We start from the raw sequence: 14,298 nt of genomic DNA on the forward strand, positions 1-14,298 counted from the left end.
ATCGACAGTCTCCGCCGGGCGGCGACGTCCAGCGCCTTGCCCCCATACCGCTTGATGGTTAAGGGCGGTCGTCATGACCGCCGATCCATCCTCCGTCCGCATCGCCCCTTCGATCCTCAGCGCCGACTTCGCGCAGTTGGGCGAAGAGGTGCGCCGCATCGAGGCGGCGGGCGCCGACTGGGTCCATATCGACGTGATGGACGGGCATTTCGTGCCCAATCTTACCATCGGACCGATGGTGGTAAAGGCGCTGCGTCCCCATTCGACTTTGCCTTTCGACGTTCATCTGATGATCTCGCCGGTCGATAATTTCCTCGACGCCTTCGCCGCGGCGGGCGCCGACATCATCACCGTCCATCCCGAAGCCGGGCCGCACATCCATCGCAGCATCCAGCACATCAAGTCGCTGGGCAAGCAGGCGGGCGTGTCGCTCAATCCCGCGACCCCGGCGAAGATGCTCGACTATCTGATCGACGACATCGACCTCGTCCTCGTGATGAGCGTCAATCCGGGTTTCGGAGGGCAAAGTTTCATTTCGAGCCAGCTTCGCAAGATCGAGGCGGTGCGCAAGATGATCGACAAATCGGGCCGCGACATCCGGCTGGAAGTCGATGGCGGCATCGACGCCGCAACTGCCCCGCTTGCCATCGCGGCGGGGGCCGACGTCCTGGTCGCCGGCACCGCAACCTTCAAGGGCGGTCCCGCGGCCTACGCCGACAATATCAAGCGCCTGCGCGGCTGATCGATGGAAGGGAGACCGTTGACCTCTGCTCCCGTCGATCCGATGCCCGAAACGGGCGACCCCGTCGCGCCGCTCGACGACAGCATCGAACCCGGCAAACGGCTGATCCGCCTGCCCGCCGACAAGGGCCTGTCGCTGGGCGACCGCATCGCCAATCATTTCACCCGCCTGACCTGGCGCACCCCGCTCCATGCGCTGCGGCTGAAGGGGCGTTTCCCGCTCAAGCTGCTGGGCGTTCCGGCCGATCCGGTTCCCGGCGACACGCGCGCCGGCATGGCGATCCGCGCCGGCCATTTCCTCCACCGCGGACTCAAGCTGCCGATAAGGGAGATTGATTTCGCGGCGCTCTCGGTCGCCCCGGCCTTCGCCGATTATCTGCACAGTTTTGCCTGGCTGCGCGATCTTGCCGCCACCGGGACGCGCGCCGACGGCGCCCCGATCGCCGAAGCGCTCGTCCGCCAATGGCTCGCCGCGCACGGCGAAACGGTAAGCGAACCCGCATGGCGCGCCGACAATGCCGGCTGGCGCATCCTGTTCTGGGCCGCGCACGCGCCGCTGATCCTGTCGTCGAGCGATCTCGTCTATCGTTCCGCCGTACTCAACCATCTCGCGCGCGCGGCGCGCCACCTCGATCGCGTCGCCGACAAGACGCGCCCCGGCACCGGCCAGCTTGTTGCCTGGATCGGCATCGTCGCTGCATCGCTGCTGATGCCGGGCGGCGAGCCGCGCCAGGTGTTCGGCGAAGCAGGGCTGCGCAAGGTTCTCGAGACCAGCTTCTATGCCGACGGCGGCAATATCGCGCGTTCGCCGCAGGCACAGCTCGACGCGATCATGGCGCTGTCGATGCTCGCGCGCATTTACGACATGCGCCGGATGGAGGTGCCGCCCTTCCTGCAGGAAGTGCTTGCGCGCACCGTGCCAGCGCTGCTCGGGCTCGTCCACAGCGACGGCGGCATGGGCAATTGGCAAGGCAGCGGCGCGACGCCGGCAGCGGTTATCGAAGCGGTCGTCGCGGCAAGCGGTGTGCGCACCCGGCCGCTCAAACAGGCGCGCGACTGGGGCTATCAGCGCTTGGTTGCGAACAAGGTGGTCGTATTGGCCGACGCCGCGCCGCCCCCGATCGCGCGGGTTACCGAAGCGGGCTGCGCCTCGACGCTGGCGTTCGAGCTTTCGGATGGCGACGAACGCATCGTCGTCAATTGCGGCGGCGCAGCGCTGACCGGCGCGACGATTCCCGCCGACCTGGCGCGCGGGCTGCGCACCACCGCCGCCCATTCGACGCTGACCATCGCCGACAGCAATTCGACCGCGATCCTGCCCAACGGGACGCTTGGCCGCGGCGTGACCGAAGTCGAGCTCGACCGGCGCGAAACGCCGCAGGGCAGCCGGGTCGAGATGGGGCATGATGGCTATGTTCGCCGCCACGGTCTGATCCACCGCCGCCTGCTGATCCTTTCGCCCAACGGGCGCGAGCTGCGCGGTGAGGACATGCTGCTCCCCGCCCCGCGCAGCCGGCGCAAGGGCGACAAGGCTTTCACGCTGCGTTTTCACCTCGGCCGCAATATCTCGGCCAGTCTGACCGCCGACAAGCTCGGCGCGCTGCTGCGCATCGCGGGCGGCCCGCTGTGGCAGTTCCGCACCTCCGAAGGCCAGCTCGCGATCGAGGAAAGCCTGTGGGTCGACGGCGACGGCCGGCCGCATCCGACCGAGCAACTCGTCGTAACGGGTGCCGCGCCCGCCGGCGGTGCCAGCATCGGCTGGATCTTCAAGCATATCGGCTGACCGCCCATGCCGCGCGCAGCAGCGCGGGAAAAAATCCTGGGCCGAATTTTAAACGGATTTTCCAGCGGTTTAGCATAGCCGCACCCCTGCTTGTTTCACTCGTGTGACACCGACGTAACACAGCCGTCATGGGCGATTGTCACAGGCCCCCTCGATCCGCCGGCACAGGGCGCCGGCGGCCATCTGGACAGGGGCTCTTTCCATGACACTGATTCGCAGTTGCCGTTCGCGCATCCTTCTCGGCACCGGCCTGGTCGCGGCCATGCTCGCTCCGGCGAGCGCCTTCGCTTCCGACATCGTCGGCATCGTCACCGACGCCACAGACACGCGCGCGCTGCAGAGCGCTGAGGTTCGCATCGTCGAACTGGGCCGCGTTGCCGAAGCTGGCCGCGACGGCAGCTTCCGTTTCGGCGACGTGCCCGCGGGTACCTACACGCTCGAGGCGCGCTACGTCGGCGCCGAGCCCGTACGCAGCACGATCGACGTGCCCGCAACCGGCGGAGTCACGGTCAATTTCAGCCTCGGCGGCGCGAACGACATCCTCGTCGTCGGACAGGCCGCGAACCAGGCCAGCGCGCTGTCGCGTCAGAAAGCCGCCGACGGCGTCGAAAGCGTCCTGACGCGCGACGCGATCGGTCAGTTCCCCGACCAGAATGTCGCCGAATCGCTGCGCCGCCTGCCGGGCGTCAACATTCTGAACGACCAGGGCGAAGGCCGCTTCGTCTCGGTGCGCGGGCTCGATCCCGAACTCAACGCCTCGTCGCTCAACGGCGTGCGCCTGCCGGCACCCGAAAGCGATGTCCGTTCGGTGGCGCTCGACGTTATTTCGTCGGACACGATCGAATCGATCGAGATCAAGAAATCACTGACTGCCGACATGGATGCCGACACGATCGGCGCCTCGATCGAGATTCACACAACCAGCGCGTTCGACCGCCAGCGCGACCTCTATTCGGCGCGTATCGAGGGCAGCTACAATGATTATTCGGGCAAGCTGACCCCCAAAGGCAGCCTCGATTTCGCGACGCGGGTCGGCGACAATTTCGGCATCGCGGGCAGTATCAGCTATTACAAGCGCAAGTTCGAAACCGACAATGTCGAAGCCGGCGACTTCTGGAAAGAAGCCGACGGCGTCGCCTTCGCCCCCGAAATCGAATATCGCGACTATGACGTCACCCGCGAGCGGATCAGCGGCGCGCTGTCGTTCGACTGGCGCGCGTCGGACACCACCAAGGCCTATATCCGCGGCAATTTCAGCCAGTTCGACGACCATGAATATCGCCGCCGCACGACGATCATCTTCAACGAAGATCCCGCCTCGGGCGACGCGAACAGCGCCTTCTTCACCGATGCCGACGGCCGCATCGAAGTCCGCCGCGACCTCAAGGACCGGTTCGAGCGTCAGCGCATCCGCACCGTCGTCGTCGGCAGCGACACCGACACCGGCGTGTGGAAATTCAACTGGTCGGCAAGCTGGGCCAAATCGAGCGAGCGCGAGGATTTCTCGATCGACCCGCTGCGCTTCCGCGCCCGCTTCAACGACGATGGCGTCGATGTGAACATGGATTACAGCAATCCGCGCGTGCCGCTCTACAGCGTCACCGCCGGCGCCGCGCTGTTCAACGATCCCACCGAATATGGCTTCAACCGCCTCGAACTCACCGACCTGTCGGACAGCCAGGACGAGGAATATGCGGTCAAGGCCGACCTCGCCCGCACCTTCGCCGGCGACAAGGGCGACTTCACGATCCAGGGCGGCATCAAATCGCGCTGGCGCGACAAGAGCTATAATTTCAACCTCATTTATTATGGCGATTATAACGGCGACTTCACCCTCGCCGACGTGCTGGGCCAGCAGACCTATCGCCTCACCGATATCGGCCCCGTGGCGAGCAAGACCGGTCCGGCCGCCTTCTACAATGCCAATCTCGGCAATTTCGAGGTCAACCAGTATGAGACCGACCTCGGGTCGAACAGCAGCGACTATTCGGTCAGCGAGAATATTCTGGCGGGCTATCTGCTGGGCCGCTGGGACAGCGACACGCTGCGCGTGATCGGCGGCGTCCGCGTCGAACGAACCAAGAATGTGCTCAACGGCAACCTCGTCGCCGACGACGGGTCCGACGTGTTCGTCACGCCGGTGTCCTACCGCCGCAACTATACCGACTGGCTGCCCAGCATGACGATCCGCTTCCAGCCGCAGCAGGATCTCGTGCTGCGCCTGGCGGGCGCGCGCAGCATCGTGCGTCCGAAGCTGTCGAAGCTCGCGCCGCGCTTCACGATCAACGAGGATGACGAGGCCGAATTCGGCAACCCCGACCTGCTGCCCTACAAGGCGTGGAATCTCGACGCGGGCGCCGAATATTATTTCGGTCGCAACGCCGCGCTGAGCATCGGCGGCTTCTACAAGTCGATCGACAATTTCATCGTCGATGGCTTCTTCGAGGACAGCGACGCGCCCTATAACGGCGTGTATCGCGGCACCGCCTTCAGCGAGGCGATCATCCCGGTGAACGGCGACAAGGCCGAGGTCGCCGGGCTCGAAGCAAGCTACAGCCAGGTGTTCGACATGCTGCCTGCACCCTTCGACGGGCTGCTGGCACAGGCCAATTACACTTACACCTGGTCGAAGGCGAAGCTGTTCGACGGCCGCAGCATCGCGCTGCCGTCAAATTCGCGCAACACCTTCAACCTCGTGCTCGGCTATGAAAAGGGGCCGATCGACATCCGGCTGGCGGGCACCTACCGCGACAAATATCTCGACGAAATCGGCGGCGATGCGGAAACCGACCGCTATGTCGACAACCACTTCCAGCTCGACCTGTCGGTCAAGTTCAAGCTCACCGACAATGTCCGCCTCTATGGCGAATGGGTGAACATCAACAACGCCAAATATTTCGCCTATCAGAATTATGCGAGCAGCCAGCGGCTGCTCCAATATGAAGAATATGGCTCGACGTTCAAATTCGGCGTCAAGGCCAGTTTCTGAGGAGGGCGAGGCCATGACGACGGGAGCGCGGCGCCGCCGCAGTCGCTGGATCCTGCCGATCGCGCTCGCCGCGATCGGCGCCATCCCCGCCGTGGCGGGGGCGTCCGCCGCCGGCGGCGCCCTGCCCCGTTCCCCCGGCATGCCCTATGCGCCGCGCAACCTGCCCGACCGCATAGTCCTCACGCCCGGCTCCGATCCGGCGCGCGAGATGGCGGTCGCCTATCGCACCGACACCGCACAGGCCGAGTCCCAGGCCCAGATCGCGGTGTCGGTCGACGGGCCGACGCTCGAGGAAAAGGCCCGGCTCGTGACCGGCACCGCGGTGCGGGTCGACAGCAGCTACGGGCCGGCGCTCTATCACCAGCTGCGCTTTACCGGGCTCACGCCCGACACCGTCTATGCCTACCGCGTGAAGGGCGCGGCGGGATGGAGCGAATGGTATCAGTTCCGTACCGCAGCAGCCGAAGCCAAACCCTTCCGCTTTCTGTATCTTGGCGATGTCCAGAACGGCATCCTGACCTATGCCAGCCGCGTCATCCGGCAGGCGTTCCACGCCAACGGCGACATTCGCCTCGTCCTCCATGCCGGCGATCTCGTCGGCCAGCGCGACGACCTCGACCATGACGACGAATGGGGCGAATGGAACCAGGCGGGCGGCTATAATTACGCGATTGTCCCGCAGCTGCCCGCGACCGGCAACCATGAATATGTCGACGCTCTCGCGCCTGACGGCAGCGAAAGCCGCCGGCTCGGTCCCTATTGGCCCGCGCAGTTCGCGTTGCCGTCGAACGGCGCCGATCCGGTCAAGGCGACGACCTATTTTGTCGATTATCAGGGCGTGCGCTTTATCGTCCTCGACGGCACTTCTGCCCTCGACCTCGGCACGGTGGCGGCGCAGACGCGCTGGCTCGATGCCGCGCTGGCATCGAGCAAGGCCAACTGGAATGTCGTGCTGTTCCACCAGCCCGTCTTCACCTGTGCCCGGCCCGACGACACCAAGGAAATCAAGGCGGCCTGGAAGCCGGTGTTCGACGCGCGCAAGGTCGATCTCGTCCTGCAGGGACACGACCATTGCTACAGCCGCCTGACGTCCGAAGCCGGTCGCGAGGCCAGCGCCAGGGCGCGCGCCGACGGCAGCGTGCAGGGGCCGGTCTATCTGGTCTCGGTCACCGGATCGAAGATGTACGCGCTCAACGACCGCACCCCATGGCAACCCGACAAGGTCGCCGAGGCGACCGAACTCTATCAGATCGTCGATGTCGAACCGCGGCGGCTTGCCTTCCGGACCTTCACCGCGTCGGGCCGCCTCTATGACGGTTTCACGCTCGAACGCCGCGCCGATGGCGCCAATATCCTGCGCGAAATCGATGAACCGACGATCGCGGCGCGGCGGTGCAGCGGCCCTGTCGGGCCCGACGGCGGCGCCTGCGTCGCGCGCGGCAAACGACCGGGCCGCTTGATCGGCATGACAGGGGAATTTCGATGATGTCTTTGCGCCCGCGGCAGCTCGCCGCTTCGATCGGCTTTGCCGCCCTGCTCGCCGGATGCGCCGCGCAGCAGGGGCCGGCGATCCACGGCCTGCCGCCGGTCGCCGTCACCGCCGACGGCGAAACCGCCCCCGTCGGCACGGCGAAGGCCGACGCCGCCGACGATCCGGCGATCTGGGTCGATCCGGCCGATCCCGGCCGCGCGCTGATCATCGCGACCGATAAGAAGGCGGGGCTGCACCTTTATGACCTTGCCGGCCGCGACCTCGCCTTTCTGGAAGGCGGACGCGTCAACAATGTCGATGTCGCCGGCAATATCGTCGTCGCGAGCGACCGTAACGACGGTGTGAACGCGCATCTCGCGGTCTTCGCGCTCGACGGTGCCAAGCCCGCGCTGACCAGCCTCGGCCGCGCCTCGGCCGGCCTCGGCGAAGCCTATGGCCTCTGCCTCAAGCGCAGCGCGCCCGGCGAGCCGGTGACGGCAGCCCTCATTATCAAGGACGGCACGGTGCGCGTCGGCACGCTGAAGCTCGCCGAGGGGGCCAAACCCGCCTTCGCCGTGCAGTGGGAGCATAAGATACCGACCCAGTCCGAAGGCTGCGTCTTCGACGGCGACACGCTGTATGTCGGTGAGGAGGACGCTGGCATCTGGCGGCTGACGCCGAACGCGAGCGGCGTCGATGCGAAGCTCGTCGCGCCCGTCGACAACCAGCGGCTCGTCGCCGACGTCGAGGGGCTGGCGACGATCGACCACAAGGGGCAGCGCTATCTGATCGCATCGAGCCAGGGCGACAGCGCCTATGCGGTCTTCCGCCTGCCCGACATGGACTATGTCGGCCGCTTCGCCATTTCGGCGGGACGCTATGGCGCGACCAGCGAGACCGACGGCATCGAGGCGGTCGCGGGCAATTTCGGCGCGGCCTATCCCGGCGGCCTGTTCCTGGCGCAGGACGGCGACAATGCGCCCGCAGCGCAGAATTTCAAGCTGGTGCGCTGGGACCGGATCGCGGCGGCGCTGGGCCTGCAATAGGAAACCTCCCTTCCGCGAAGGCGGGGACCGCTGGCGATATATCGCATGGCCCCCATGCGGCCCCAGCCTTCGCGGGGGCGACGACCCTTGCCCAAATGCCCGCACCCGCCTAGGGGGGCCGCGTCTTTCCCGTCTTGCAAAGGCCGCCCTTCCCATGACCGATCTCGTTCCCGTCCGCCGCGCGCTCCTTTCCGTCAGCGACAAGGCGGGCCTCGCCGATCTTGCCGCGGCGCTCGTCCGCCATGGCGTCGAGCTGGTTTCGACCGGCGGCACCGCCAAGGCGCTGCGCGATGCGGGGCATGACGTGCTCGACGTCTCTGACCTCACCGGCTTTCCCGAGATGATGGACGGCCGCGTCAAGACGCTGCATCCGACGGTACACGGCGGCATCCTGGCGGTACGCGACGATGCCGCGCATGTCGCATCGATGAAGGCGCATGGCATCGGCGGCATCGACCTTGTCGTCGTCAACCTCTACCCTTTCCTTCAGACGGTGATGAGCGGCGCGGACCGCGATACGATCATCGAGAATATCGACATCGGCGGGCCCGCGATGGTGCGCTCGTCAGCGAAGAACCACGCCTTTGTCGGCATCGTCACCGAGCCCGAGGATTATGCGGCGGTAATCGCCGAGATGGACGCCAATGGCGGCGCGACGACGCTCGGCTTGCGCAAGCGGCTCGCCGCGACCGCCTTTGCACACACCGCCACCTATGACAGCATGATCGCGCAATGGTTCGCCTTTGCCGATCAGGGCAAGCTTTTCCCCGACACGCTGCCGCTCACGACCAGGCTGTCGGGCGAACTGCGCTATGGCGAAAATCCGCACCAGAAGGCGGCGCTCTACCTCCCCGTCGGTCCGTCGGCGCGCGGCGTCGCGCAGGCCGAGCAGGTGCAGGGCAAGGAGCTTAGCTACAATAATCTCAACGACGCCGACGCAGCGCTCGAACTTGTCGCCGAATTCCGCGACGCCGACCCGACCTGCGTCATCGTCAAGCACGCCAATCCCTGTGGGGTGGCCACCGCAGCCACGCTGACCGAGGCTTATGACGCCGCGCTGAAATGCGACGACGTCTCGGCCTTTGGCGGCATCATCGCGGTCAACCGCAAGCTCGACGGCGCGACGGCCGAGGCGATCAGCAGCATCTTCACCGAAGTTGTCTGCGCGCCCGATGCCGAAGCCGACGCGCGCGCGGTGTTCGCAAAGAAGAAGAACCTCCGCCTGCTGCTCACCGGCGACCTGCCCGACCCGGCGCGCGGCGGGCTGGTGATGAAGGCGATCGCCGGCGGCTGGCTGGCGCAGACGCGCGACAATGGCCGCATCACGCGCGATGACCTGAAAGTCGTGACCGACCGCGCGCCGACCGACGAGGAGCTGGCCGACGCGCTCTTCGCCTGGACCGTCGCCAAGCACGTGAAGTCGAACGCCATCGTCTATGCCAATGGCGGATCGACCGCTGGCATCGGCGCGGGACAGATGAACCGCCGCGACAGCGCGCGCATCGCCGCGATCAAGGCGCGTGAAGCGGCCGAGAGCCACGGCTGGGCGAGCCCGCGCACCGTCGGCAGTGCGGTCGCGAGCGACGCCTTCTTCCCCTTCGCCGACGGGCTGCTCGCCGCGGTCGAAGCAGGCGCCACCTGCGTCATCCAGCCGGGCGGCTCGATCCGCGACGACGAGGTGATCGCCGCGGCGAACGAAGCCGGCCTGGCGATGGTGTTCACGGGGATGCGGCATTTCCGGCACTGACGCTGATTTTCGAACCGTCATCCGGGCGAAGGCCGGATTGACGAGAGATGAAGGAAGCGTGCTCCTGTCTCGACTTCGGGCACCGCGAACGGCATAGGGAAGCCGGGATCGTCCTGATCCGCAACCAAGGACCAGCATGACCGCCATCCCCCGCAACAAGTCGATGATCCAGCGCCTTTATGGTTGGACGATGGAGAAGTCGGCGCATCCGCACGCCGAATATTGGCTGGCGTTGGTGTCGTTCGTCGAGGCGAGCTTCTTTCCTATCCCGCCGCATCCGATGCTGGGGCTGATGTGCCTCGCCGAGCCCAAGAAGGCCGTGCGCTATGCGCTTATCTGCACGCTCGCCTCGGTCGCGGGCGGGATGCTGGGCTACGGGATTGGCTTCTTCCTGTACGAAAGCGTCGGACTGTGGCTGCTCGGCGTGCTCCATCTGACCGAGAGCTTTCCTGCCGCTGCCTGCTATCTGCGCGACTATGGCGCCGAGATCATCCTGGTGAAGGGGGCGACGCCGATTCCCTTCAAGCTGCTGACGATCACCGCCGGCTTCATCCACATGAACTTCGTCACCTTCCTGTGGGCAAGCCTCGCGAGCCGCGCCTTTTCCTTCATGCTGGTGGGCCTGTTGTTCCGCCTGTTCGGGGCGCCGATCAAGGCGTTCATCGACAGATATCTCGCCTGGGTCGCGGGCGGCTTCATCATCCTCGTTGTCGGTGGCTTCATCGCCGCGAGCGCGCTGTCGGGCGGCGGCAGCAAGACCGCCGACAAATGCAGCCATGCGACGCTGGAAAGCATGGGGCTGGGTCGGGAGTAATCAAATATCTTCGTCATTGCGAGCAAAGCGAAGCAATGACGGGCCCTTTTAGATTAGACTACTCGTTCGCGGCCTGATGCAGCCAGTCGGCGTGGCGCGGGGCCTTTTTCGTTCGGCTCCATTCTTCGAGCATCAGCGGCGCGACGCGCGCGAGTTCGGCATATTGTTCGTCGGTGCCGATGTCGCACGCCAGTTCGACGCGGTGGCCATTGGGGTCGAAGAAATAGATCGACTTGAAGATGCCGTGATGCGTCGGACCGAGCACATCGACGCCATTCGCTTGGAGATGCGCCTTGGCGCCGACCAGCTCGTCATAACTGCCGACCTTGAAGGCGAGGTGCTGGACCCACTTGGGCGTATTTTCGTCGCGGCCCATGTCGGGCTGGTTCGGCAGCTCAAAAAATGCAAGGATATTGCCGTTCCCCGCGTCGAGAAAGACGTGCATGTACGGATCATATTCGCCGGTTGAGGGCACATGATCCTCGGCAAAGGCGGTGGTATAGGTCATGCCGAGCATGGCCTCATACCATTCGACCGTCTCCTTCGCGTCCTTGCAGCGATAGGCGGCGTGGTGGACGCCGCCCAATTTGATCGGACTCGTCATTCGGCGGGCTCCTCGACATTGAGCGCGCCGCGGCGGATCTGGTCGAGTTCCATCGACTTGAACAGCGCGGTGAAATTGCCCTCGCCGAAGCCTTCATCCTTCTTGCGCTGGATGAATTCGAAGAAAACGGGGCCGATCACGGTCTGCCCGAAAATCTGGAGCAGCAGGCGGGGATCGCCCTCGGTCGTCGATCCGTCGAGCAGGATACCGCGCGATTTGAGGTCATCAACCGGCTCGCCATGGCCGGGCAAGCGGTCGGCGAGCATCTCGTAATAGGTTGCGGGCGGCGACGGCGCGAAGGGATTGCCGAGCGCCTTGAGCTTGTCCCACGACGCGTAGAGATCGTCGCAGCTGAAGGCGATATGCTGGATGCCCTCGCCATTATAGGCGCGCAGATATTCCTCGATCTGGCCGCCACCGCCCGCACCTTCTTCGTTCAGCGGAATGCGGATCTTGCCGTCGGGGGCGGTCATCGCCTTCGAGGTCAGACCGGTATATTCGCCCTTGATGTCGAAATAGCGAATTTCGCGGAAGCCCGCGATGCGTTCGTAAAAGGCCGCCCAATGCGCCATGCGCCCGCCATAGACATTGTGCGTCAGGTGATCGATCACCTTCAGCCCCGCCCCTTCGGGATAGCGGTCGACGCCATCTTCATAGACGAAGTCGATGTCATAGATGTTCAGCCCGTCGCCATAGCGGTCGATCAGATAGATGATCGAGCCGCCGATGCCGCGGATCGCGGGCAGGCGCAGTTCCATCGGGCCGGTCTTGACCTCAACCGGTTCGGCCCCGCGCGCAATCGCCTCGGCATAGGCTTTCGCCGCGTCGCGGCAACGCCAGCCCATGCCGCACGCTGACGGGCCATGTTCGGCGGCGAAATAGGCCGCGGGCGATTTGGGTTCGTAATTGGCGATCAGGTTGATGTCGCCCTGCCGCCAAAGCGCCACATCCTTCGAGCGGTGCCGCGCGATGCGCGTGAAACCCATGCGTTCGAATACCGGTTCGAGCATGCCCTTTTCGGGCGCCGAAAATTCGACGAATTCGAAGCCGTCGAGGCCCAGCGGATTGTCGAACAGGTCGGCCATGGTCAGTCCCTTAATGTGGTTTCAATTGAAACTATTATGATGGATCGCGGACCGCGAGTCAATGCCGGGGCGCTTCAGATAGACCGTCGCCTGCGCTGGGGCGACGCTTCTCGTCTCAGCGACTAAGCCGCTTCCTCGATCGCCTCGAGCGCGCTCATCCATGCCGCCTCGACGCGTTCCAGCTCGGATGCGAGCTTGCCGCGGCGCTGCGCGAGATCACCCATCGTCAGCTTGGCAAGCGCCGGCTCGGCGCTCGCGGGGTCGAACATTGCGCGGTCGATCGCGCTGACCTGCTGCGCGAGCTTGGCCGCGCGCGCCTCATGATCCTTGGCGGTCTTGCGTAATGCCGCCTGGACTTCGCGGGCTTTTGCCGCTTCCTGCCGCGCCGCCTTTGCATCCTTCGGCTTCGCGGGCGCGGCCTTCGCATCGTCGCCCGACGGCGACTTGCCGAGAATGAACGCGACATAATCGTCCATGCTGCCGTCGAAATCGCGCGCCGTTCCGTCATCAACGAGGACCAGCCGGTCGGCCGAGAGTTCGAGCATATGGCGGTCGTGGCTGACGATCAGCACCGCGCCCTCGAAGCCGTTCAGCGCCTGCACCAGCGCCTCGCGCGCATCGACGTCGAGGTGGTTGGTCGGTTCGTCGAGGATCAACAGGTGCGGCGCCTCGCGCGTGATCAGCGCGAGCGCGAGCCGCGCCCGCTCGCCGCCCGACAGCTTGCCGACCTCGGTCGTCGCCCTGTTACCCGAAAAGCCGAAGCGTCCCAGTTGCGCGCGCACTGCGCCGGGGGTCTTGCCCGCCATCACGCGCGTCATATGACCGAGCGGGGTATCGGCGCCGTCGAGTTCCTCGACCTGATATTGGGTGAAATAGCCGACGCGCATCTTGCCGGCGACCGCCATGCCGCCCTCTTCGGGCTTCAACTGAGCCGCGAGCAGGCGCGCCAGCGTCGTCTTGCCGTTGCCGTTGCGGCCGAGCAGCGCGATGCGGTCGTCGGGATCGATACGCAGGTTCAGGCGGCGCAACACCGGCGCGCCGGGCGTATAGCCGACGCTGGCAAGGTCGAGCGTGATCAGCGGCGGCTTGAGTTCGTCGCCGGGGCTCGGGAAATCGAACACCAGGCTCGGATCGTCGGCAATCGCCGCAATCGGCTGCATACGGGCGAGCTGCTTGGCGCGCGACTGCGCCTGCTTCGCGGTCGAGGCGCGCGCGCTGTTGCGGGCGATATAGTCCTGCAATTTGGCGCGCTGCGCGTCCTGCGCCGCCTTCGCCGCCGCAAGCTGCGCCGCGCGCTCGGCGCGCTGGCGCTCGAACGCGTCATAGCCGCCGGCGTAGAGCGTCACCTTCCCGCCTTCCAGATGCAGAATATGGTCGACGACATTGTTGAGCAGGTCGCGTTCATGGCTGATCACGACAAGTTGCCCCGGATAGGCGCGCAGGAAGCTTTCGAGCCACATCGTCGCTTCGAGGTCGAGGTGGTTCGACGGTTCGTCGAGCAGCAGCAGGTCGGGGTTCGAAAAGAGCAGCGCGGCAAGCGCGACGCGCATTTTCCACCCGCCCGAAAAGCTGTCGAGCGGGCGCCCCTGCATATCCTCGTCGAAGCCGAGACCGATCAGGATGCGGGCGGCGCGCGCTGGCGCGGTATAGGCGTCGATCGCGATCAGTCGCTCGTGAATGTCGGCGAGCCGGTCGGGGTCGGATTCGATCTCTGATCGTTCGAGCAGGTCGGCGCGTTCGGCATCGGCGGCGAGCACGGTTTCGAACGGCGTCGCGCTGCCGCTCGGCGCTTCCTGCGCGATATAGCCGAGACGCGTCTTGCGCGGCATTTCGATCCCGCCGTCGTCGGCTTCGAGTTCGCCAATCATCACTTTCATCAGCGTCGACTTGCCCGCACCGTTGCGACCGATCAGCCCGGTGCGGCTTTTCGGCGGCAGGCTGGCGCTCGCGCGGTCGAGGATGGTGCGGCCGCCCAGTCGCACGGTCAGATTGTTGATCGTCAGCATGGGCGCGCGCCT

The 14,298-nt window shown here is 65.6% G+C and carries 10 protein-coding genes; 7 read left to right on the forward strand and 3 right to left on the reverse strand.

Annotated features, from left to right (window positions below; translation table 11 throughout):
• The first annotated feature begins 73 nt into the window (after positions 1 to 73).
• The 7 genes from rpe to MU856_RS15415 all read left to right on the forward strand — a co-directional run bounded on the left by rpe (position 74) and on the right by MU856_RS15415 (position 10,591).
• Entirely contained in the window at positions 74 to 742 is a 669-nt protein-coding gene (gene rpe, locus MU856_RS15385) for a ribulose-phosphate 3-epimerase (protein ID WP_062901543.1), read from the forward strand.
• A gap of 42 nt (positions 743 to 784) precedes the next feature.
• The gene (locus tag MU856_RS15390) at positions 785 to 2,524 is read left to right on the forward strand and encodes a heparinase II/III family protein (protein WP_202988477.1); all 1,740 of its coding nucleotides are present in this window, start codon (positions 785 to 787) and stop codon (positions 2,522 to 2,524) included.
• Positions 2,525 to 2,726: 202 nt separating this feature from the next.
• A complete protein-coding gene (locus MU856_RS15395; RefSeq protein ID WP_263587851.1) occupies positions 2,727 to 5,513 on the forward strand; it encodes a TonB-dependent receptor in 2,787 nt (928 codons plus the stop codon).
• A gap of 13 nt (positions 5,514 to 5,526) precedes the next feature.
• Positions 5,527 to 6,999: a purple acid phosphatase family protein gene (locus tag MU856_RS15400; RefSeq protein WP_263587852.1), complete on the forward strand. Its 1,473-nt coding sequence runs from the start codon at positions 5,527 to 5,529 to the stop codon at positions 6,997 to 6,999.
• A complete protein-coding gene (locus MU856_RS15405; RefSeq protein ID WP_263587853.1) occupies positions 6,996 to 8,030 on the forward strand; it encodes a phytase in 1,035 nt (344 codons plus the stop codon). The genes MU856_RS15400 and MU856_RS15405 overlap by 4 nt, the downstream gene beginning before the upstream one ends.
• Positions 8,031 to 8,184: 154 nt before the next feature.
• Positions 8,185 to 9,777 (forward strand): bifunctional phosphoribosylaminoimidazolecarboxamide formyltransferase/IMP cyclohydrolase, encoded by a 1,593-nt coding sequence (purH, locus tag MU856_RS15410; protein ID WP_062901539.1) that lies wholly within the window; start codon positions 8,185 to 8,187, stop codon positions 9,775 to 9,777.
• 163 nt (positions 9,778 to 9,940) lie between these two features.
• On the forward strand, positions 9,941 to 10,591 hold the full coding sequence (locus MU856_RS15415) for a YqaA family protein (RefSeq protein ID WP_062903086.1): 651 nt from the start codon (positions 9,941 to 9,943) through the stop codon (positions 10,589 to 10,591).
• Positions 10,592 to 10,649: 58 nt separating this feature from the next.
• Here the strand turns inward: MU856_RS15415 and MU856_RS15420 are convergent, their stop codons facing one another.
• From MU856_RS15420 to MU856_RS15430, 3 genes are all read right to left on the reverse strand, one after another.
• Positions 10,650 to 11,195 carry a VOC family protein gene (locus MU856_RS15420; RefSeq protein ID WP_062901538.1) on the reverse strand — a complete coding sequence of 182 codons (546 nt, stop codon included), beginning with the start codon at positions 11,193 to 11,195 and terminating at the stop codon, positions 10,650 to 10,652.
• Positions 11,192 to 12,280 (reverse strand): 4-hydroxyphenylpyruvate dioxygenase, encoded by a 1,089-nt coding sequence (gene hppD, locus MU856_RS15425; protein ID WP_062901537.1) that lies wholly within the window; start codon positions 12,278 to 12,280, stop codon positions 11,192 to 11,194. Before hppD ends, MU856_RS15420 begins: the two co-directional genes overlap by 4 nt.
• 122 nt (positions 12,281 to 12,402) lie before the next feature.
• Complete coding sequence (locus MU856_RS15430) at positions 12,403 to 14,286, reverse strand: ABC-F family ATP-binding cassette domain-containing protein (RefSeq protein WP_263587854.1); 1,884 nt, start codon at positions 14,284 to 14,286, stop codon at positions 12,403 to 12,405.
• Positions 14,287 to 14,298: the final 12 nt, after the last annotated feature.

The sequence above is a fragment of the Sphingopyxis sp. GC21 genome (assembly GCF_025727575.1).
Taxonomy (GTDB): domain Bacteria; phylum Pseudomonadota; class Alphaproteobacteria; order Sphingomonadales; family Sphingomonadaceae; genus Sphingopyxis; species Sphingopyxis terrae_A.

Excerpts from the sequence above, each read along its gene's own strand:
- rpe (WP_062901543.1), top strand. The coding sequence starts at position 74 with ATGACCGCCGATCCATCCTCCGTCCGCATCGCCCCTTCGATCCTCAGC.
- MU856_RS15390 (WP_202988477.1), top strand. The coding sequence starts at position 785 with ATGCCCGAAACGGGCGACCCCGTCGCGCCGCTCGACGACAGCATCGAA.
- MU856_RS15395 (WP_263587851.1), top strand. The coding sequence starts at position 2,727 with ATGACACTGATTCGCAGTTGCCGTTCGCGCATCCTTCTCGGCACCGGC.
- MU856_RS15400 (WP_263587852.1), top strand. The coding sequence starts at position 5,527 with ATGACGACGGGAGCGCGGCGCCGCCGCAGTCGCTGGATCCTGCCGATC.
- MU856_RS15405 (WP_263587853.1), top strand. The coding sequence starts at position 6,996 with ATGATGTCTTTGCGCCCGCGGCAGCTCGCCGCTTCGATCGGCTTTGCC.
- purH (WP_062901539.1), top strand. The coding sequence starts at position 8,185 with ATGACCGATCTCGTTCCCGTCCGCCGCGCGCTCCTTTCCGTCAGCGAC.
- MU856_RS15415 (WP_062903086.1), top strand. The coding sequence starts at position 9,941 with ATGATCCAGCGCCTTTATGGTTGGACGATGGAGAAGTCGGCGCATCCG.
- MU856_RS15420 (WP_062901538.1), bottom strand. The coding sequence starts at position 11,195 with ATGACGAGTCCGATCAAATTGGGCGGCGTCCACCACGCCGCCTATCGC.
- hppD (WP_062901537.1), bottom strand. The coding sequence starts at position 12,280 with ATGGCCGACCTGTTCGACAATCCGCTGGGCCTCGACGGCTTCGAATTC.
- MU856_RS15430 (WP_263587854.1), bottom strand. The coding sequence starts at position 14,286 with ATGCTGACGATCAACAATCTGACCGTGCGACTGGGCGGCCGCACCATC.